At 69.6% G+C, this 18,486-nt stretch carries 23 protein-coding genes; 9 read left to right on the top strand and 14 right to left on the bottom strand.

The window, feature by feature from the left end; genetic code table 11:
• The first annotated feature begins 28 nt into the window (after window positions 1–28).
• Genes ACIBI9_RS43680 through ACIBI9_RS43660 form a run of 5 tightly spaced genes read left to right on the top strand, consistent with a single transcriptional unit; the run spans window position 29 to window position 2,786 of the window.
• The gene (locus tag ACIBI9_RS43680) at window positions 29–964 is read left to right on the top strand and encodes an SPFH domain-containing protein (protein WP_397231659.1); all 936 of its coding nucleotides are present in this window, start codon (window positions 29–31) and stop codon (window positions 962–964) included.
• Window positions 964–1,230, top strand: a complete 267-nt coding sequence (locus ACIBI9_RS43675) for a hypothetical protein (protein WP_397231898.1) — start codon at window positions 964–966, stop codon at window positions 1,228–1,230. The genes ACIBI9_RS43680 and ACIBI9_RS43675 overlap by 1 nt, the downstream gene beginning before the upstream one ends.
• Entirely contained in the window at window positions 1,199–1,849 is a 651-nt protein-coding gene (locus tag ACIBI9_RS43670) for a GPP34 family phosphoprotein (protein WP_397231658.1), read from the top strand. The genes ACIBI9_RS43675 and ACIBI9_RS43670 overlap by 32 nt, the downstream gene beginning before the upstream one ends.
• Window positions 1,850–1,890: 41 nt before the next feature.
• Window positions 1,891–2,430, top strand: a complete 540-nt coding sequence (locus tag ACIBI9_RS43665) for a MarR family winged helix-turn-helix transcriptional regulator (RefSeq protein ID WP_397231656.1) — start codon at window positions 1,891–1,893, stop codon at window positions 2,428–2,430.
• Entirely contained in the window at window positions 2,427–2,786 is a 360-nt protein-coding gene (locus ACIBI9_RS43660; protein WP_397231654.1) for a nuclear transport factor 2 family protein, read from the top strand. The genes ACIBI9_RS43665 and ACIBI9_RS43660 overlap by 4 nt, the downstream gene beginning before the upstream one ends.
• Here ACIBI9_RS43660 and ACIBI9_RS43655 read toward each other — a convergent pair.
• From ACIBI9_RS43655 to ACIBI9_RS43610, 10 genes are all read right to left on the bottom strand, one after another.
• On the bottom strand, window positions 2,779–3,108 hold the full coding sequence (locus tag ACIBI9_RS43655) for a nuclear transport factor 2 family protein (RefSeq protein ID WP_397231652.1): 330 nt from the start codon (window positions 3,106–3,108) through the stop codon (window positions 2,779–2,781). The two genes, ACIBI9_RS43660 and ACIBI9_RS43655, sit on opposite strands and share 8 nt — an antisense overlap.
• The gene (locus tag ACIBI9_RS43650; RefSeq protein ID WP_397231650.1) at window positions 3,105–4,190 is read right to left on the bottom strand and encodes a low temperature requirement protein A; all 1,086 of its coding nucleotides are present in this window, start codon (window positions 4,188–4,190) and stop codon (window positions 3,105–3,107) included. Before ACIBI9_RS43650 ends, ACIBI9_RS43655 begins: the two co-directional genes overlap by 4 nt.
• 50 nt (window positions 4,191–4,240) lie before the next feature.
• Window positions 4,241–4,801: a hypothetical protein gene (locus ACIBI9_RS43645; protein ID WP_397231648.1), complete on the bottom strand. Its 561-nt coding sequence runs from the start codon at window positions 4,799–4,801 to the stop codon at window positions 4,241–4,243.
• A 94-nt stretch (window positions 4,802–4,895) separates the two neighbouring features.
• The gene (locus ACIBI9_RS43640) at window positions 4,896–5,156 is read right to left on the bottom strand and encodes a 4a-hydroxytetrahydrobiopterin dehydratase (protein WP_397231646.1); all 261 of its coding nucleotides are present in this window, start codon (window positions 5,154–5,156) and stop codon (window positions 4,896–4,898) included.
• Window positions 5,157–5,165: 9 nt separating this feature from the next.
• Window positions 5,166–6,011 (bottom strand): carbohydrate ABC transporter permease, encoded by an 846-nt coding sequence (locus ACIBI9_RS43635; RefSeq protein ID WP_397231644.1) that lies wholly within the window; start codon window positions 6,009–6,011, stop codon window positions 5,166–5,168.
• The gene (locus ACIBI9_RS43630; protein ID WP_350728185.1) at window positions 6,012–6,926 is read right to left on the bottom strand and encodes a sugar ABC transporter permease; all 915 of its coding nucleotides are present in this window, start codon (window positions 6,924–6,926) and stop codon (window positions 6,012–6,014) included.
• Between the two features lie 4 nt (window positions 6,927–6,930).
• Window positions 6,931–8,370 carry an N-acetylglucosamine/diacetylchitobiose ABC transporter substrate-binding protein gene (gene ngcE / locus ACIBI9_RS43625; RefSeq protein WP_397231642.1) on the bottom strand — a complete coding sequence of 480 codons (1,440 nt, stop codon included), beginning with the start codon at window positions 8,368–8,370 and terminating at the stop codon, window positions 6,931–6,933.
• 162 nt (window positions 8,371–8,532) lie between these two features.
• The gene (locus ACIBI9_RS43620; RefSeq protein WP_397231640.1) at window positions 8,533–9,450 is read right to left on the bottom strand and encodes a hypothetical protein; all 918 of its coding nucleotides are present in this window, start codon (window positions 9,448–9,450) and stop codon (window positions 8,533–8,535) included.
• Window positions 9,447–9,989: an RNA polymerase sigma factor gene (locus tag ACIBI9_RS43615; protein ID WP_397231638.1), complete on the bottom strand. Its 543-nt coding sequence runs from the start codon at window positions 9,987–9,989 to the stop codon at window positions 9,447–9,449. The genes ACIBI9_RS43620 and ACIBI9_RS43615 overlap by 4 nt, the downstream gene beginning before the upstream one ends.
• 398 nt (window positions 9,990–10,387) lie before the next feature.
• Window positions 10,388–10,696 (bottom strand): winged helix-turn-helix transcriptional regulator, encoded by a 309-nt coding sequence (locus ACIBI9_RS43610; RefSeq protein ID WP_397231636.1) that lies wholly within the window; start codon window positions 10,694–10,696, stop codon window positions 10,388–10,390.
• A 96-nt stretch (window positions 10,697–10,792) separates the two neighbouring features.
• Between ACIBI9_RS43610 and ACIBI9_RS43605 the strand changes: the two genes are divergently transcribed.
• Complete coding sequence (locus tag ACIBI9_RS43605) at window positions 10,793–11,395, top strand: NAD(P)-dependent oxidoreductase (RefSeq protein WP_397231634.1); 603 nt, start codon at window positions 10,793–10,795, stop codon at window positions 11,393–11,395.
• On the opposite strand, the gene ACIBI9_RS43600 is transcribed toward ACIBI9_RS43605, so the two are convergent.
• Window positions 11,389–12,597: a DUF4032 domain-containing protein gene (locus ACIBI9_RS43600; protein ID WP_397231632.1), complete on the bottom strand. Its 1,209-nt coding sequence runs from the start codon at window positions 12,595–12,597 to the stop codon at window positions 11,389–11,391. The genes ACIBI9_RS43605 and ACIBI9_RS43600 overlap by 7 nt on opposite strands.
• Before the next feature lie 22 nt (window positions 12,598–12,619).
• On the opposite strand from ACIBI9_RS43600, the gene ACIBI9_RS43595 reads away from it, so the two are divergent.
• Entirely contained in the window at window positions 12,620–14,188 is a 1,569-nt protein-coding gene (locus ACIBI9_RS43595; RefSeq protein ID WP_397231631.1) for a DUF885 domain-containing protein, read from the top strand.
• On the opposite strand, the gene ACIBI9_RS43590 is transcribed toward ACIBI9_RS43595, so the two are convergent.
• Entirely contained in the window at window positions 14,183–14,818 is a 636-nt protein-coding gene (locus ACIBI9_RS43590) for a class II aldolase/adducin family protein (protein ID WP_397231629.1), read from the bottom strand. The genes ACIBI9_RS43595 and ACIBI9_RS43590 overlap by 6 nt on opposite strands.
• 38 nt (window positions 14,819–14,856) lie before the next feature.
• Window positions 14,857–15,444 (bottom strand): TetR/AcrR family transcriptional regulator, encoded by a 588-nt coding sequence (locus ACIBI9_RS43585; protein WP_397231627.1) that lies wholly within the window; start codon window positions 15,442–15,444, stop codon window positions 14,857–14,859.
• Between the two features lie 46 nt (window positions 15,445–15,490).
• Between ACIBI9_RS43585 and ACIBI9_RS43580 the strand changes: the two genes are divergently transcribed.
• Together ACIBI9_RS43580 and ACIBI9_RS43575 are read left to right on the top strand one after the other, a co-directional pair.
• On the top strand, window positions 15,491–16,408 hold the full coding sequence (locus ACIBI9_RS43580) for a carbohydrate kinase family protein (protein ID WP_397231625.1): 918 nt from the start codon (window positions 15,491–15,493) through the stop codon (window positions 16,406–16,408).
• A complete protein-coding gene (locus ACIBI9_RS43575; protein WP_319719253.1) occupies window positions 16,405–17,619 on the top strand; it encodes an aminotransferase class III-fold pyridoxal phosphate-dependent enzyme in 1,215 nt (404 codons plus the stop codon). The genes ACIBI9_RS43580 and ACIBI9_RS43575 overlap by 4 nt, the downstream gene beginning before the upstream one ends.
• Here the strand turns inward: ACIBI9_RS43575 and ACIBI9_RS43570 are convergent.
• A complete protein-coding gene (locus ACIBI9_RS43570) occupies window positions 17,616–18,461 on the bottom strand; it encodes an alpha/beta hydrolase (protein WP_397231623.1) in 846 nt (281 codons plus the stop codon). The genes ACIBI9_RS43575 and ACIBI9_RS43570 overlap by 4 nt on opposite strands.
• Window positions 18,462–18,486: the final 25 nt, after the last annotated feature.

Genomic DNA, 18,486 nt, shown 5'->3' with positions numbered 1-18,486 from the left:
AAGGTGAGCTGGACAAGGGGGACGGGCGATGACAGACACATCGCTTGAGGGGGCCGTCGTGGACATGCCGGCGCCGCGCACGAGCGAGCACCCGGTGCGGGCGGCCAACGGGTTCGTGCTGCTGGGGGTCGCGGCGCTGCTGATCCTGGGCGGGGCGGCGGTACTCGCCCTGGGGATCGTCATGCTCGCCGACGGGGCCGGACAGGGCGGTTGGCTGGTGGCGGTGGCCGGCCTCATGGTCAGCGTGGGGGCGACGCTGTGCGGCGGGTTCACCGCCGTGGCGCCGGGCGAGGCCAGGGTGGTGCAGCTGCTGGGCCGGTACGTCGGCACCCTGCGTACCCCCGGCTTCCAGTGGGTCAACCCGATCACGGCGCGCCGGCGGGTGTCCACGCGGATCCGCAACCACGAGACCGAGGTGACGAAGGTCAACGACGCCGACGGCAACCCGATCCAGATCGCGACCGTGGTGGTCTGGCAGGTGCGGGACACGGCGCAGGCGGTGTTCGAGGTGGACGACTTCATGGAGTTCGTCGCGATCCAGGCGGAGACGGCCGTGCGGCACATCGCGGGCAGCTACCCGTACGACTCGCACGGCGAGCCGCGGCTGTCGCTGCGGGACAACGCCGACGAGATCAACGAGCGGCTGTCCGCGGAGATCGCGGCCAGGGTGGCCTCGGCCGGGGTGAAGGTCATCGAGTCCCGCATCATCCACCTGGCGTACGCGCCGGAGATCGCCCACGCGATGCTGCGCCGCCAGCAGGCGGGCGCGGTGGTGGCGGCCCGGCAGCGGATCGTCGAGGGGGCGGTCGGCATGGTCGAGACGGCGCTGGCCAGGCTCGCCGAGCACGACGTGGTGGAACTGGACGAGGAGCGCAAGGCGGCCATGGTCAGCAATCTCATGGTGGTACTGGTCGGCGACCGCGACACCCAGCCGGTGGTCAACACCGGCACGCTCTACCAGTAATCACCGTGGAGCGGAAGAAGATCCTGCTGCGGCTCGACCCGGTGGTCCACGACGCGCTGGCGAAGTGGGCCGCCGACGACCTGCGCAGCACGAACTCGCAGATCGAGTTCCTGCTACGCAGGGCCCTCTCGGAGGCCGGGCGCCTGCCTGACGGGGTGGGGCGGATGCGCCCCCGCGGGCGCCCGCGCAAGGCCCCGGAGACGGAAGAAGCTCTGGAAGGAGGGGAGGCGGCGGATGAAACCGCGGACGACGACACAGCAGGGTGAGTCCCCGCCGAGGTCGGTTTTCCTGCTGGCCTTCGACCTTCGTAAGGAAAGGCCGGCCAACCGCCGCGAGCTGGGCTACCTCCTGCGCGCGGCGGCCCTCGCCGAGCTCATGACGAGCGGCAGCCTGGCGGACGAGTCGGGCAAGGCGCGGGCGGTCACCGCCCCTGCCGACCCCGGTCCGCTGCAGGCGGCCGTCTGGGAGCAGATCGCCGGCTCCCCGCCCCGGTCGTGGCGGAGCTGGATCCACAAGGACCGCTCGCAGGCGTACCGGCTGGTCCGCGACGAGCTGGCGGCCGCCCGGCTGATCCGGGTGGAGCGGCACCGGGTCCTGCTGTTCCCGGTCGAGCGGGTCACGCCGCGCAAGCCGTACCTCTCGCGCAGGCTCGCCGAGCACGTCGCCCGCGCGGTCCACGGCGGGCGGCCCGTCGGCCGGCTGAGTCCGGACGTCCGCGTCCTGGCCGCCCTGGCTGCGGCGGTCCGGCTCAAGACGGTCCTGCCCGCCCGGGAGTGGCACCTCCACCGGCGCAGGGTGGAGGAGCTGTCGGCACCGATCGAGCCGATCACCACGGCGCTGCGGCAGAACGTGGAGGCCGCCGCGAGCTCCGACGCCGGCGGCTGAGTGGCAAATTATGGAAGTACGTAATAAAGTACAGCTTCATTATGAAGCTAGAACATGATGACACCGGATTGCTCTACGACCCCCACGCCAGAGCCGCCATGAGCAGGCTCGCCGGCGACGACACCCTCACCTTCGAAGCCGCCGCCGCCGTCCGCACCGCTTTCCAGGCCGTCGAGCGCATGCGCGCCCACGGCAGCGAGGGCCGCGGGCTCAGCTCCGGGGCGATGGACCTGCTGTTGCGATTGAGCGAGGCGGGCGACGACGGCGTCAGCATCGGCGAGCTGGCCCAGTCGGCGGGCGTGAGTTCGAGGAACGTGACGGGCCTGGTCGACACCCTGGAGAAGGACGGGCTCGTGCGGCGGGTCCAGGACCGGCGCGACCGGCGGTCGGTGCTGGCCCGGATCACCCCCGAGGGGCTGGCATGGATCGAGGCGTTCAGGAGGCCGTCGCAGCTCGCCATGGCGGCGATCTTCCGGGGGTTCTCGCCCGAGGAGCTGTCGTCGCTGCGCCATCTGTGCCTGCGACTGGCCGACAACCAGCAGCGGCTGGCCGAGCACCTGGCCGCCCAGGAGGCCCGATGAGCACGCGCGAGGTCGTCAGGGCCTATCACGACGCCCGCTTCCGGGGCGCGGTCGAGGAGGCGGCGGCGCTGGTCGGCGAGCCGTTCTCGTTCAGGAGCCCGTTCATCTCCTCCGCCGACCCGGCCGGTCACCTGGCGGGGCTGGAAGGCTTCCTGCGGGTGGTGACGGAGGTGGAGATGATCAGCGAGCTGTACGGGGAGTCGGAGGCGACGCTGGTCTACGACGTGCACACGGCGACGCCGGCCGGGATCCAGCGCACGGCCGAGCACTTCCGGCTTCGCGACGGGAAGATCACCGAGATCATGCTGATCTTCGACGCGGCGCCGTGGCAGCCGATGGCGGCCGCGATCAGGTGACCGGCGCGGCGGCCGCCGTCTGGCGCCAGATCCTGCCGTCCCTGATCACCAGGGTGCCGTACGTGGTGACGCGGTTCCCGGCAATGGTCATCAGGGCGTTGTAGAAGATCACGTCGTCGGTCGTCCGCACCGAGACGATCTCCTCCACCTTGGGCTCCGCCGAGAGGTACGCGGTGAACAGGTCCCTGATCTCGGCGGGGCCCCGGGCGACGCGGTCGAAGCGGACGACCGTGGCGTCGTCGTGATACTGGCCCAGCAGTGCTTCCAGGTCGCGGTCGGCGATGGCGGCCAGCTGGCGGTCGAACAGGTCCTTGGCGGTCATGCGGCACCTTCCGGCTGCGGGCGGAACAGGTCGTACGCCACCTGCGCCGCCGCGTACAGGAGGATCAGAGGCAGCGCGGCGGCCACGGGAAGCGCCGAGGTGGCGAGCGTGAGCGCCGCCACGCCGAGGCGGATGACGCCCGCCCGCCGGTCGGACGAGCACAGGTGTTGCAGGCCGAGCACGGCGAGCACCACGGCGGCGGGCAGCCCGACGGACCAGCTCGACGAGGACGGGTGCATGATCGCGTGTTCGATCCCGATCCCGAACGCTACCAGTCCCAGCGAAAGCGGCAGATGCGAGTAGACCCACACCTGTCCGGCCAGCCGGGTACGCAGCACGACGGACTCGTCGGTGTGGCCGAAGTACAGCCACCAGAAGCCCATCGCGATCGCCACCCCGGCCAGGGCGATCAGCAGCGTGCCCGGCGTCACGTCGTGGCCCTTCAGCCCGAGGACGACCGCCGCGACGACCTCGCCCAGAACGATCACCACGAACAGGCCGAAGCGCTCCGGAAGGTGCTCGGTCTGTGGCGGCAGCTTGCCCTGGGCCCTCCTGGTCAGCAGGGGCGTGACGAGGTCGATCGCGAGGGCGACGGCCCAGAACACGTAGCGCTGGGGCGGGTCGACGGCGAGCGAGGCCAGCCAGATGAGCGCCGCGACCGTGAACCCGATGGCGTAGCGGGTCGTCAGGGGCCTGGCCTCGGGCACGTGGCGGCCGGCCCGGACATAGGCCACGATGAGCAGCACCCTGGCCACCGCATACGCGACGGCGAAAAGCCCGGAGCGCTGGTCGATGTCGCTCACGCTCGCCGCCATGGTCGCCACGGCCAGGATCTGCGGCAGCGCGAGCAACCGATGGCTGACGTCGTCGGTGTCGAACCTGTTGGCGTAGAAGACGTAGCCCAGCCAGGCCCACCAGATCGGTACGAACAGGCCCACGAACGCCGGCAGGCTCGTGGGGAGCACATCGGCCAGTTCGGCGACGGCCACGACGAAGACGAGGTCGTACAGGAGCTCGAGCCACGTCGCCCTGCGGTGCGCGTCTTCGAACAGCCGTAATCTAGGTGGCTGCCACTGGGTCACAACTACACCTTCCGTTATGTAATTGTGTAATTATGCCCGTGGCTGGGCGGTTACGACACCTTTTTCAGGGTCAGGCAGGCCACGCGATCCCCCGCCGTACCCACCTCCGGGCCCGAGGTCTTGGTGGACTTGGCGTGGATGACCAGCGCGCCGGGCAGCTTGGCCGGGTCGAGGACCCAGTCGTTGCGGGCGGACGAGCGGCCCGCGCCCTCTCCGTTGGTGGTGAAGTCGAGCCAGACCTCGCTGGCCGGGCTGATCTCGCCGGCCTTGTGCTGGTAGTGCGGCCCCGACTCGTCGGGCTTCTTCCCGCAGGGCTTGACATGGAGGTGGGCGCCGTAGCGGCGGTTGGGGAGCAGGCCCTCGACGACGAGGGTGGTGCGGGTCTGGCCGTCGGCCGACTCGACATGGGCGCTGCCCTGGGCCCCCTGCGGGACCAGCTTGCGGTCGTAGACGATGGCGGAGGTGTCGGAGGTGGTGAACTCCCCCTCGCCGGACAGCCTGATCGCCCCGCCGGTGGGCCCCTCGCTGGGGCTCATGACCTGCTGGAGCGGGGCGGGCGGCCCCGCGCAGGCTGCGGTGAGCATGATGAGCAGGAGTGCGGGCACGCGCATGAGACCCTCCATGGTTCGAGCCCCTTCGACAGGAGGGCTCGGGAGGGCACCCACTCTAACGAGTAATCGAGCTACTACGGTGAGTGTTCGGCGGTTAGGCGCCGTGTTTCGCCGCGATGTCGTCGATGATGGCGGCCAGCGTGAAGTCGAGGTCGGTGAGCCCGCCCGCGTCGTGGGTGGTCAGGGCCAGGTGGAGGGTACGCCAGCGGATATCGATGTCGGGGTGGTGGTTGAGCTCCTCGGCCTTCACCGCGATCTCGTCGACGATGCGGATGGCCGTGGGGAAGTCGGGCGCCTCGATCGTGCGCCGGATCTCGTCGCCCTCGCGCCGCCATTCGGGCAGGTTCTCGGTCATGGCGCCACGTTACTTCAGCGCCCCGGAGCCGAGCCCGGACTGGATCTGGCGTTGGAAGATGATGTACACGACCATGACCGGCAGGATCGTCATGCTCAGCGCGGCGAACAGGCCCGGCCAGTCCGCCTCGTATCCGGCCAGGGTGGAGATCTTGGCGATGCCCTGGGTGAGGACCCATTTGTCCGGGTCGCCGGCCAGGAGCACGAGGGGCAGCAGATACTGGTTCCATTGGCCGAGGACGTTGAAGATGGTGATGCTGATCAGGCCGGGGCGGGCCATGGGCACCATGATCTGGAAGAACGTCCGGGTGTGCGAGGCGCCGTCGATCATGGCGGCCTCGGCGACGGTTTCCGGCAGCGTCCGGAAGAACGCCGCCAAGAAGAAGACAGTGAAGGGGAGAGAATAGGCGATATATACGAGGACGAGGCCGAAGTGGGAGTTCAGCAGGCCGAACTGCTTGACGACGAAGAAGAGCGGCCCGAGAGCCAGGAACACCGGAAAAGCCAGTCCGGCCACGAAGTAGTAGTAAATCAGTTTGTTGCCGATGAATTTGTAGCGGGCCAGCACGTACGCCGCCATCGACCCGAACAACATCGTGCCCGCCGTGCCGAAGAAGACGACGACTACGGTGTTGAACATGTACTGCCCGATGTGCGCCTTGTCCCACGCCCGGCCCCACGAGTCCAGCCGCAGCGCCCCCGGGAGTTGCAGCGGGTCGCCGAAGATCTCGGTGTTGTTCTTGAACGACGCCAGGAACGTCCACAGCAGCGGCAGGACGATCAGCAACGCCCAGACGGCCAGCGCCACATGCGAGAGCCCGTTGAGCATGCCGGGCCGCGGCCTGTTTCTGGCCATCTAGAGCTCAACCCTTTCACGCCTGGTCGTACGCAAGGTCAGCACGGCGAAGGTCACGGTGAGGAAGAACAGCGCGACGCCCATCGCGGAGGCGTACCCGACCTTGTTGTAGGCGAAAGCCGTTTTGTAGATGGTGACCGGGAGAATGGTCGTGGCGCCGTCCGGCTCGCCTTTGTCGCCGGCCAGCACCTGCACCAACGCGAATCCGTCGAAGGCCGCGATCCCGAGATAGATCCAGCCGACCTGGATGGTGTCGCGGAGCAGCGGCAGCGTTATCGAGAAGAACAGCCGGACGCGTCCGGCGCCGTCGAGCGCGGCGGCCTCGAAATAGTCCTTGGGAATGGCCGCCATGCCCGCCGAGAACAGCACCACGTAAAAGCCGACGCCCTGCCAGATCATCACCGCGATGATCGACCAGAGGGCGAGGTCCGGCTCGGTGAGCCAGCCGACGGGCTCGGCGCCGAACCTGGCGAGCACGCCGTTGATGACGCCGTCCGCGTCGGGGCGGTAAACCGCCTGGAAGAGCACGCCCACCACGGCCACGGCCAGGACCTGGGGGAAGAAGAACACCACCCGGTAGAACTTCGACCCCCAGACCCCTCTCATGCCCGCGCCGCGCGTGCCGCCGCCCAGGTTCAGCAGGAACGACAGGAACAGCGCGATGACGATCGTCGCGATCGGCAGCACGAGCAGCATGATCCCGTGGTTGCGCAGGGCCTGCCAGAACACCTCGTCGTCGAACAGCCGGCCGAAGTTGTCCAGCCCCACGTACCGCACGATCGAGCTGTATCCGTTCCAGCTCGTCAGGGAGAGCTGGAACGCCTGGACATAGGGGCTGATGACGAAGACCGAATAGAGCGCCAGGGGTACGACGAGGAATCCGGCGACGAACCCGTACTTGCGCAGCCGCTCCATCTGCTCACTGGCTCCGCGTCTGCTTGGTGACCGCGTCGTCCTTCTTGATGTCGTCGGCCTTCTTCTGCATGTTCGCGCAGAACTTCTCCGGGGTGATGCGCCCGGCCATGACCACGTTGATCTGCTGGGTGCCGTAGTCGAACAGTTCCTTGTACCAGCCCTCGAAACGCGCGTCGGTGATGATGTTCTGGCCGGCCGCGTCCTGGGCCTTGGCGGCGCTCATCAGTCCGGCGGGCAGGTCGAGTCCGGCGGCGGCGCCGTTCACCACGGTGAGGTTCTGGGTCTTCTCCGTGAATCCGCGCGCCCCCTCCTTGGACAGCATGACGCGCAGGTATTCGAGGCCGCCCTGCGGATTCTTGCCCTTGGCCGCGACGACGAAGTTCTCGCCGACGCCTACCTGGATGGCGCCGTACGGCATCTTGTCGGCGGCGGTGACGTCGGGAATGGGGGCGATGGCGTATTCGAAGTCGTCGGGCTTGTCCTTGGCCATCTCGTTCTCGATCCAGGAGCCCACGGGGTAGAAGAGCAGCTTGTTCTGGAGCTGCTTGACCTGGGTCTGGGTGTGGTCGAGGCCGAAGTACGCTTTGTCGCCATATTTCGCCTGGACGTCCACCCAGGCCGCGACCGCCTGCTTCATCGGCTCGGCGTTCCAGGCGTTGTCGACCAGGTTGTCGATGTCAATGATGACCTGGTTTCCGCCGATCTTGGCGGCCGTGTAGAGGACGTTCCAGAGCTGGTAGTACGGGCCCTTCTGCCCCGGATACGCGAAGAGCAGGATGCCCTCCTGCTTGGCCTTGTCCCCCAGCGCCGTGAACTCGGCCCACGTCCTCGGCAGCGACCACCCCTTGGAGGCGAACAGCTTGGCGTTGTACCAGAGCGCGCGGTGGGAGACCGTGTAGTTCAGGACGAGGTCCTTGCCGTTGATCTTGGCGTTGTCGATCACGGCGGGGGTGACGGTGTCGCGGATCTTCTTGGCCGGGTCGTCGATCGACGGGGCGTCGAAGAGCACGGTCAGGTCGGCGAGATGGTTCTCGGCGGCCAGCGCGGCCAGGTCCATCGAGTCGGGGCCGGAGTTGTTGAGCACGTCGGGCACGTCGCCGCCGACGAAGCGCGGGCGTAACTGGGTGCCGATCTGCTGGGTGGCGTTGTGCTTGACCGACACGCCGGGGAACTCCTTCTTGTAGAGCTCCTCGTGCAGGTCCTTGGCGTACGCGTCGCCGTACCCGCCGCTGAAGATGACCACCTCCAGCGGCTTCTTGGGGTCGACGCCGAACGGGTTCTTGGTGTCGGCGGAGGCGGTGATGCTGGGGGCGGCCGAAGGCTCGCCCCCCGTGCCGGCCGTGGCGCAGGCGCTCAGGAGGCCCACACCGGGGCCGGCGACGAACGCGGTCATACCGAGGCGGCGCAGCATCTGACGCCGAGTGATCTCGCCCGGATGGGTCATGAGGGCTCCTGAATTAGGAAAGTTTCCTAAACGATTGCCCGAACGTACGAACGGCCGCCGACACGCGTCAAGGGGGCGCAATCGAGACGTGACCTTGCCGTGATCCCCTCGCCTGAACAGATGCCAGCATCGTGGACGGGGGCGTGGACGGCAAGAGCAGGTTCAGTCCCTCCACCAGTCGGGAGCCTCGAGCGGGGCGGCTTTGGGCAGCGAGTTCAGCGGCGCCCCGGGACCGGCTTCCACCGTCAGCCGGACAGCGTCGGACGCGGTCTTGCTGGCAAAAGCGACGATCCAGTCGTCGTTGATGTACGCGTCCTCCACGTGGTACCCCTCGCCGGCACCGTCGGGGCTGGTCGTCCACATCACCACATACGTGATCTTCAGCCCGAGACGTTCCATATCGGCCCTGACCTCGGCGACCCGCTTGCCATGAGCCTTATAGCCGTCGACGGGCCCGCCGTCGGAGGGCGGGGAGATCTGGCCCTGAGTGGCGTAGCGCTCCCCCGGCGCGGCCGGCCGGCCGATCCCGAAGATGACCTTCCCTTTGAAGTGGACAGGGATGGAGACCGTGCCACACCAGGCGGAAGAGCAATCGCCCTTACGGCTGCTCGTCACGCCCGCGCCGGGCGGGAACTCTCCGTCCATGATCGGGCCGACCAGCTCGCCCACGTCCTCCGGCGCCACCGGCGCCTTCTTCACCTCGGCGTCCAGCCCGACCGCCCGGAACGCCTCCGTGAACTCCGCCGCTTCTGCCTCGGGGTCGTTGATCGCCACTTCCAGGTAGTCGTCGCCGGCCTTGACCGAGACGGCGGCGTTGGCGTACTCGGTGACGGGGCCGCCGAACGGCACCCCGACGACGAGCGCGACGGACGCTGCGACCGCCACCGTGGCCAGCCCGAGCCACCGCCCTCTGCGCGGGGAACGCCTTCGTACCGGCACCCGCTCCTCGGCCATGATCGACTCCATCAGCGCCCGCGCCCCCGCGCCGGACGCCTGCCCCACCGGGTCCCCGGCCAGGTCCTCGTCGCGTACGCGGGCGAGCTCGGCGATGTTCACGGGCTGTTCCCTTCGGATGCTCACAGGCTGCTCCCTTCGATCGCGACGGCATTCGAGTACTCGACCCCGGCCTCGGCCAGACCCCGGGCGAAGCGTTTTCGGGCCCGGAAGAGCCTGACCCGCACGGCGTTGCGCGAGATGCCGAGGATCTTGGCGATCTGACCCGGATCCAGCCGCTCCCACGCGACCAGAGCGAGCAACTCCCGGTCGTCCTCGGACAGGGCCCGGAACACCATGCCCATCTGCGAGAGGTCGTCGCCGGGCAACTCCGCGACGAGCGGCGAGGCGGCCAGTTGCTCACGCAGGGCGGCGGTGCGCTGCTCATGCCGCCGCTCACCGCGCCGCTGGTTGGCCAGCACCCTCCTCGCCACCCCGAAGAGCCACAACCTCGCCTCGTCGCCTTCGGGCACCTCCTCTATCCGACGCCACGCGACCATGAACGTCTCCGCCACTACGTCGGCGGCGTCGTCCGGGTCCGAGCAGCGGCGTAACGCGTAGCCGAGCAGCTGGGGGTATGCCGCTTCGTAGATCGCCTCGAACCGGCTTTCGGGATCGACTCCCATCCGTTCTCCTCACTGTGGTTCACCACCACTCACCCCATGTCCGGAATTCCGCCCCCATTACCGACCATCGCGTCCGGGTGGGCAGTCCGCCTCACGGACGCGAACGATGAGGGCGCAACGATGCGAGGACGGACGCACCTGCGGGCAAGGAACGGGCACACCGACCCTCGACGGGCGCCCGACGAACGAGCACGGCGGACGGACACCACGAATGGGGAAGGCAACGAACGCCGAGGCGCACCGCTCGGGGTCCTCCGGCGCCGGTGCGGCGAGAGGGCACACGGCGGCACTCGGCGCAACGCGTACGGCGCATGGGTGGCGGACGCTCCGGCGGCGCGGTGCCGTCGTGAGCGGTGCCGTCGTGAGCGGTGCGGCCGCGGGCAGTGCGGTGGGGTGGGTCAGGCGGATTGGGTGCGGTGGGTGAGGATTTCGGTTATGTGGTCCTCGGCCCACGCCGCCACCGCCGAAACCGGCCCGCGCAGTGAGCGTCCCAGGGGCGTCAGCTCGTACTCCACCCGCGGCGGCACCTCCGCGAACACCTCCCGCGTCACCAGCCCGTCCGTCTCCATCGCCCGCAACGTCTGCGTCAGCACCTTCGGGGTGACCCCGCCGATCCGCCCTCGGAGGGCGGTGAAGCGCATGGGGCCGTGGGAGAGGCTGAGGAGCACCAGCACCGACCATTTGTCGCCGATCCGATCCAGAACCACTCGGGTCGGGCAATTAGGGTCGAAAACATCGCCAGTATCCATAAGGTACTTATAGCACGATGAAGTAACCAGTATCCGATGGATACTCTGGCGCACATGAAGATCCTGCTCTTTGGCGCGACCGGCATGATCGGCCAGCGCATTGCCGCCGAACTCACGAATCGCAACCACCAGGTGACCGCCCTCAGCCGCAAGGGGCCCGTCAAGGGTGACGTCCACGACGCCGCCGCCCTGGCCAAGGGCTACGACGCCGTCGTCTCCGCCATCGCCCCGCCGCGCGACGGCACCGAGCCCGAGCCGCCGTTCCTGGACGCCAACCGCGCGCTCATCGAGGGCGTGCGCGCGGCCGGCGTACGCAGGCTGATCGTCGTGGGCGGCGCCGGCAGCCTCCAGATCGCGCCGGGACAGGACCTGGTCGACACGCCCGACTTCCCGGAGCTCTACAAAAAGGAGTCCAAGGCCCAGAGGTCGGCCCTCGGCCTCTACCGGGAGGTCGAGGACCTGGACTGGACGTACATCTCACCGGCCGCGGAGATCGCCCCGGGCGAGCGCACCGGCGTCTACCGCATCGGCGGCGACACGCTGCTGGCCGACGCCGAGGGCCGCAGCTTCATCTCGGCCGAGGACTACGCGGTCGCCGTCGCGGACGAGCTGGAGAACGGGGCCCACCCGCGCAAGCGCATCACCGTGGCCTATTGAGCCGCCTCCTCCGGGAGCAGCGCCTTCTCGTCGGGCTTGTGAACGAGCACGTTGTCCACGTACGACTTCACGGCCGCGGCAAGACCCACGTCCGCGCCCGTCTCCTCGGACAGGTACCAGCGGTGGTCGAGTATCTCGTGGAAGAGCTGCGCGGGCTCCAGCTTGCCGCGCAGCTCCGCGGGGATGGCCTCGACCGTCGGCTGGAACACCTCCGCCAGCCACCGGTGCGCCACGATGGCCTCGTCCTCGTGCCGCAGCCCCTTGGCCACCCTGAACCCGTCGAGGTCGTTGAGCAGCCGCCGCGCCTGGTTCTCCTCCACGTCGAGCCCGGTCAGCCGGAGCAGCCGCCGCTGGTGGTGGCCGGCGTCCACGACCTTGGGCCGTACGATGAGCCGCCCGGTGCCGACCTTGCGCCGCACCATCATCTCGGCCACGTCGAAGCCGAGCAGGTTCAGCCGGCGGATCCGCTGCTCCACGCGGTGCCAGTCGACCTCCTCGATGATCTCGCTCTGGGTGATCTCGTCCCACAGGCGGTGGTAGCGGTTGACGATGTCCTCGGCGGTGTCCATGGGGTCGATGGACGGATGCAGCAGCCCGCCGGCCTCCAGGTCGAGCATCTCGCCGAAGATGTTCGTGTGCGCGGTGTCGATGTCGGCCAGCCGCTGCCCCTCGCTGATCATCGGGTGCATCTCGCCGGTCTCGGCGTCCACCAGGTACGCGGCGAAGGCCCCCGCGTCCCTGCGGAACAGCGTGTTGGACAGCGAGCAGTCGCCCCAGTAGAACCCGTTCAGGTGCAGCCGCACCAACAGCACGGCCAGCGCGTCCAGCAGGCGGGTGAGCGTGTCGGGGCGCAGCGTGCCCGACATGACGGCGCGGTACGGCAGCGAGAACTGCAGGTGCCGGGTGATCAGCGCCGCGTCCAGCCCTTCCTCGCGGCCGGTGACGTAGGCGACGGGCTCCACGGCGGGCGCGTCGAGGCGGGCCAGGTCCCACAGCAGCTGGTATTCACGCTTGGCGTACCGTTCGCTGATCTCCTTGATCGCGTACACCTTGCCGGACAGCCGGGCGAACCGCACCACGTGCCGTGATATACCGCGCGGCAGATCGACGAGATGGTACTGCGGCCAGTCTTGGAGGGGGACCTCCCAAGGGAGGCGGATCAGGTCAGGGTCGCCTAGCGCGCCAGTGATCTGCAGGGGCATTTCCACAGGATATGGTGCATCGGTGGACGAGTTTCTCAAGTGGTACTTTTCCGACCGTCCCGTCGTGGCCAGCTCATTGGGGGCCGACGGTTACGATCACACCCTCGGCGACTTCACCGCCTCCGCCTGGACCGCTCGCGAGCGTGAAGAGGCCCGCTGGCTCGACCGCCTCTCCGGACTCCAAACCGCCACCCTCGACGACGCCATCGACAGAGACCTGGTCCTCTCCCAGCTGAGAGGCTCGATCGCGCTCGCCTCCTGGCCCGAGTGGCGGCGTGACCCGGCCGTCTACCTGTCCGCGATCTTCGCCTCCATGTACACGCCGTTCCAGCGGCGCCTCAAGCCGGAGCCCGAGCTCGTGTCCTCGGCACTCTCCCGGCTGGCCGAGGTGCCCGGCGTGCTGGCCGCCTGCCGCGCCAACCTCGACCCCGAGCTGGCCTCCCCGCTGCTGGTCAAGCGCGGGCTCGGCCAGGCCCGTACCGGCCGCAACTTCCTCACCCGTACGGTCCCGTCCATGGTCGAGGACCCCGACCTGGCCGCCAAGCTGGCCGAGGCCGCCGAACCGGCCGCGCGGGCGTTCGACGAGCTGGTCGCGTTCCTCGAGGGCTTCGAGTGCGGCGGCACCTGGCGGATGGGCGAGAAGCTCTACTCCACACTGCTGCGCGAACGCGAGATGCTCGGCTACGGCGCCGCCGAGCTGCACGAGAAGGGCAAGGCCGCCTGGGCCGAGCTGGACGCCCGGATGCGCCAGGTGGCGCTGCGGGTCAACGGCGGCGAGGACTGGCGGGCGGCGATGGAGTTCCTCATGGACGACCATCCGCCGACCCTGGCCGACATGCGGGCCGAGTACGACGCCGAGACCCAGCGGGCCAGGGAGTTCGTGCGGGAGCGGGACCTGGTCACGTTCGCCGACGGCGAGGAGTGCGACGTGCTCCCGTCCGCCGAGTACACCCGTCCCGTCCTGTCCGTCGCCCACTACCTGGCGCCGCCCCCGCTCAGCGCCTCGCGCAAGGGCGTCTTCTTCGTCCCCTACACGCCCGACGACTTCACCCCCGAGCAGGTACGCCAGCGCCTGCGGACGAACTCGCGGGCCCAGATGCCCTCGATCTCCGTGCACGAGGCCTACCCGGGGCATCACTGGCACCTGTCGTACATGGCGGGCAATCCCCGTACCGTCAGGAAGGTCTTCCGCACCCCGTACTTCACCGAGGGCTGGGCCCTGTACGTGGAGAAGCTCCTGCACGAGCAGGGCTACTTCGACACCCCCGCCACCGAGCTGGCCCACCTGGACTGCCGGATCTTCCGCGCCGCCAGGATCGTCGTGGACACCGCGCTGCACTGCGAGGACATGTCGATCGAGGAGGCGGAGACGTTCATGGCGACCAGGGCGTCGCTGTCGCCGGGCACCGCTCAGGGCGAGGTGAACCGCTACTGCGCGTGGCCCACGCAGGCGCCTTCCTACCTCACGGGCGCGATCGAGATCGACCGCATCCGGGAGTCGTTCCAGGGGTCGCTGAAGGAGTTCCATGACCGGATCGCCGGGTCGGGCGGGCTGCCGCTGGGCCTGGCGGAGCAGGCCGCACTCTCATAGGCGGCGAGGGAACGTCGGGGGGTTCAGCGCGCGCTCGATCACCGCGTTGAGCTGCTCGTTCGTGAGGATGGCCGGCTTGCCCACGCTGAGCCCCCGGACGTACACCTCGCACAGCCACTCCAGCAGCCGGGTGGCCTCGAACGCCTCCTCCAGCGTCGCCCCGACGGTCACCCCGCCGTGGTTGGCCATCAGGGCGGCCTTCTTGCCCTCCATCGCCGCCCGGACGTTGGCGGCCAGCTCGGGCGTGCCGTACGTGGCGTACTCGGCCACCTTGACCACCCCGCCGAGCAGCAGCGCGTTGTAGTGCACGGGCGGCAGCTCGGTCATCGTGGTGGCCACGATCGTGCCGAACACCGAGTGCGTGTGCACGATCGCCTGGGCGTCCGTGGTGGCGTAGACGGCCAGGTGCATGGGGGTCTCGCTGGACGGCTGCAGGCCGCCCTCGACGAGGTAGCCCTCGACGTCCACGACCGGGCACATCTCCGGGGTCAGCCGGTCGAGCGCCACGCCCGAGGGGGTGACCGCGACCAGATCCCCCTCGCGCACGCTCAGGTTGCCGGACGTGCCGATGACCAGGCCGAGCTCGACCGCGCGCCGGCCGTACTCGCACAACTGCTCGCGCAGGCTCATGCGGGCAATTTAGTCGGTCGTCCGAATTCCATCAACGGTCACAGACGATCGAGCGCTTGGAGCATGAGGCGCTCGACGTCGACGCGCCTGAGCCGGCCCGGGTAGAGGAGCAGGTGCAGGCTGAGGCCGTCGACCAGGGCGAGCAGGTGCTCGGTCAGGTCGTCCAGGTTGTCGTCGGTGCTGCGCAGCTCGCCGGCCGCGCGCGCCTGTGCCAGCAGGTCGCGTACGGCGGCGCGCAGCTCGTCCGCCTCCGTGCGCTGGACCTCGGCCAGGCGTTCCGAGGCCAGGCTGCGGCTCCAGAAGCTGACCTCCAGGCGCGACTCCTGGGTGCGCTCGGCGTCCAGCGGCAGGTTGTCCAGCAGCAGCTCGCGCAGCGCGGCCAGCCCGGTCGCGCCCTCGACCTTGCGGGTCAGCCGGTCGCGGATGCGCTGGTGCGACTGGCGCAGCGCCGACAGCAGGATCTCGTCCTTGTCGGCGAAATAGTGGGCGAGCACGCCGTTGGAGTATCCGGCCTCCTTGGCGATGGCCCGCGTGGTGGCGGCGTCGATGCCGTCCCTGACGATCACCCGGCGGGCGGCTGACAGGACCTCGCGCCGGCGCTCGTCGTGATCGACGATCTTGGGCATCGGCTCCTCCATTGACTTTTTATTCGGACGTCTGTCTATTTAGACTATGACCGTCGCCACCGTCGGCGTCCACATCGTCGACATTCTCGCCAGGCCCATCGATCACATCCCCGAGGGCCAGGACACCGTACTGGTGGAGCAGATCCGCCTCACCGCCGCCGGCGCCGCCGCCGGGACCGCCGTCGATCTGGTCAAGCTCGGCAACTCCGTGGTCACCATGGGAGCCGCCGGCGACGACGAGCTGGGCGACTTCCTGGTGGCGGTGCTCACCAAGCGCGGCGTCGACGTCTCGCGCCTCGTGCGCAGGGCGGGCGAGCAGACGGCCGCGTCGATCCTGCCCATCAGGCCCGACGGCGGGCGGCCCAGCTTCCACGTGCCGGGGGCGAACCTCAGCGTGACGTACGCGGACCTCGACCCCGACGTGCTGCGCGGCGTGCGGGCGATCCACCTGGGCGGGATGGACGTCACCTTCGGCCTCGGGGATCCGACGTTCTTCGCCCTCCTGGACGAGGTACGCGCGTCCGGCACCATCATCACCATGGACCTCCTTTCGGAGATGCCTGACTTATTGGGAATGGCCCGCGCTTTCCTGCCGCACGTGGACTACGTGCTGCCGAACGAGTCGCAGGCCCTCCTCATGACCGGCGCCTCCGACGTCCACGAGGCCGCCCGGGCCCTGCTGGCCGACGGGCCGCGCGGCGTGCTCGTCACGCTGGGGGCGGCGGGCAGCCTGGTGGTCACCCCGGAAGGGGCGGAGACGGTGCCCGCGCTCAAGGTGGACGTCGCGGACACGACCGGCTGCGGCGACGCGTACTGCGCGGGGTTCCTGACGGGCCTCCTGCACGGGCAGGACGTGCTGACCGCGGCCCGCTGGGGCACGGCCGCCGCCGCCCGCGTCGCCACGGGGCTCGGCTCGGACGCCGGCCTCATCGATCTCGACTCGACTCTAAGGACTCTCGGATGACCGACGCAGAACTCCGTCAGCGCGCGCTGAAGGTCGTCCCCGGCGGCATGTACGGGCACCTCAACGCCGCCCTCTTCGCCCCCGGCTTCCCGCAGTTCTTCGAACGCGGCGAGGGCTGCCGCCAGTGGGACGTGGACGGTCGCGAGTACATCGACTTCATGTGCAGCTGGGGCCCGGTCGTGCTCGGCCACCGCCACCCGCGCGTGGAGGAGGCCGCCGCCCGGCAGGCCGCGCTCGGCGACTGCCTCAACGGCCCCGGCCCGATCATGGTCGAGCTGGCCGAGCTGCTGGTGGACACCGTGCCCAGCGCCGACTGGGCGATGTTCTCCAAGAACGGCACCGACGCGACCACGCAGGCGCTCATGGTCGCCCGCGCCGCCACCGGCCGGACCAAGGTCCTGATGGCGCACGGCGCCTACCACGGGGCGGACCCCTGGTGCACGCCCTCCCTGGCGGGCACGACGCCCAACGAGCGGGCGGACCTGGTGGAGTTCACGTACAACTCACTCGAATCGCTGGAGGCCGCGGCGGCGACCGTGGAGGGCGACGTGGCGGCGATCATCGTGACGCCGTTCAAGCACGACTCGTTCGAGGACCAGGAGCTGGTGGAGCCCGCCTTCGCGCGGGGTGCCCGCGCCCTGGCCGACCGGCTCGGGGCCGCGCTGGTGATCGACGACGTGCGGGCCGGGTTCCGGGTCGACCTGCGGGGATCCTGGGAGCCGTACGGGGTGCGGCCCGACCTGACCGCCTGGTCGAAGGCCATGGCGAACGGCTACCCGATCGCCGCCGTCACCGGCACGGACGCGCTGCGCGGACCGGCGCAGACGCTGTACTCGACGGGGTCGTTCTGGTTCTCGGCGGTCGCCATGGCGGCGGCCAAGGCGACCATCGAGACGCTGCGCGACACGGACGGCATCGGCGCCATGGAGCGCGCGGGCACGCAGCTCCGCGAGGGGCTCTACGCGCAGGCCAAGTCCCACGGGTTCGTGGTGAACCAGACGGGGCCCGTCACGATCCCGTGGCTCAGCTTCGACGGGGACGCCGACCTGTCCGTCGCGATGTGGTGGAGCGACGCCTGCCTGCGGCACGGGGTCTACCTGCATCCGTGGCACAACTGGTTCATGTCGGCCGCGCACACGGAGGCCGACGTGGCCAGGGCGCTGGAGGGCACGGACCAGGCGTTCGCGGAGACCCGTGCCCACTTCGGCTAGGTGGCGGTGAGCTTGGCGATCTCGGCCACGACCGACGGCCAGAGCGGGCGCGGCAGGTCGTGGCCCATGCCCGGGTAGGTCACCAGCCGGGCGCCCGGCACGGCCGCGGCCGTGGCGTGGCCGCCCGCGACCGGGACGAGCTGGTCCGCCTCCCCGTGCAGCACCAGCGTGGGCACCCGCACCCCGGCGAGCCCGAGGGTGCGGTCGCCCGAGGCCATGATGGCGGCGAGCTGCCGGGCCGTCCCCTCGGGGTCGAAGCAGCGGTCGAACGCGAGTCCGGCCAGCAGGGTGATCCGGTCGTGGTCCAGCTCGTATCCGGGCGAGCCGATGACCGACCAGGTGCGCACCGCCTGGGCCAGGACCGCTTCGCGGTCGGCGGGGGGCGCGGCCATGAGGGCGGCGAGCGCGGCCTCGGTGGGCGGGGCCACCGAGGGGCCGGGAGTTGACATGATCGAGGTCAGGGTCAGCACCCGGTCCGGGTGGCGGATGGCCAGGGCCTGAGCGATCATGCCGCCCATCGACGCCCCGACCACGTGGGCGGCCGGCCAGCCCAGCGCGTCCATGAGTCCCGCCGCGTCGTCGGCCAGGTCGTCCAGCAGATACGGCGAGGGCGCCCCCATCGCGGGAACGCCCTGATCGTGGAAGTGGGTGGACAGGCCGGCGTCGCGGTTGTCGAACCGTACGACGTGGTGTCCCTGGTCCGCCAGCAGCTCGCAGAGGCCTTCATCCCAGTGGATGAGCTGCGCGCCGAGCCCCATGATGAGGAGCAGGGGGCGTCCTTCGTGCGAGCCGAAGCTCTCGTAGGCGATTTCGATGCCGTTCGCGGCTACGCGGGTGGTCACGTGGACCAGAATGACATTCTGGTCC

It is taken from the genome of Nonomuraea sp. NPDC050451 (assembly GCF_044458585.1).
Note: the sequence above shows the minus strand (reverse complement) of the source record. Positions and strands in the feature narration are given on the sequence as shown.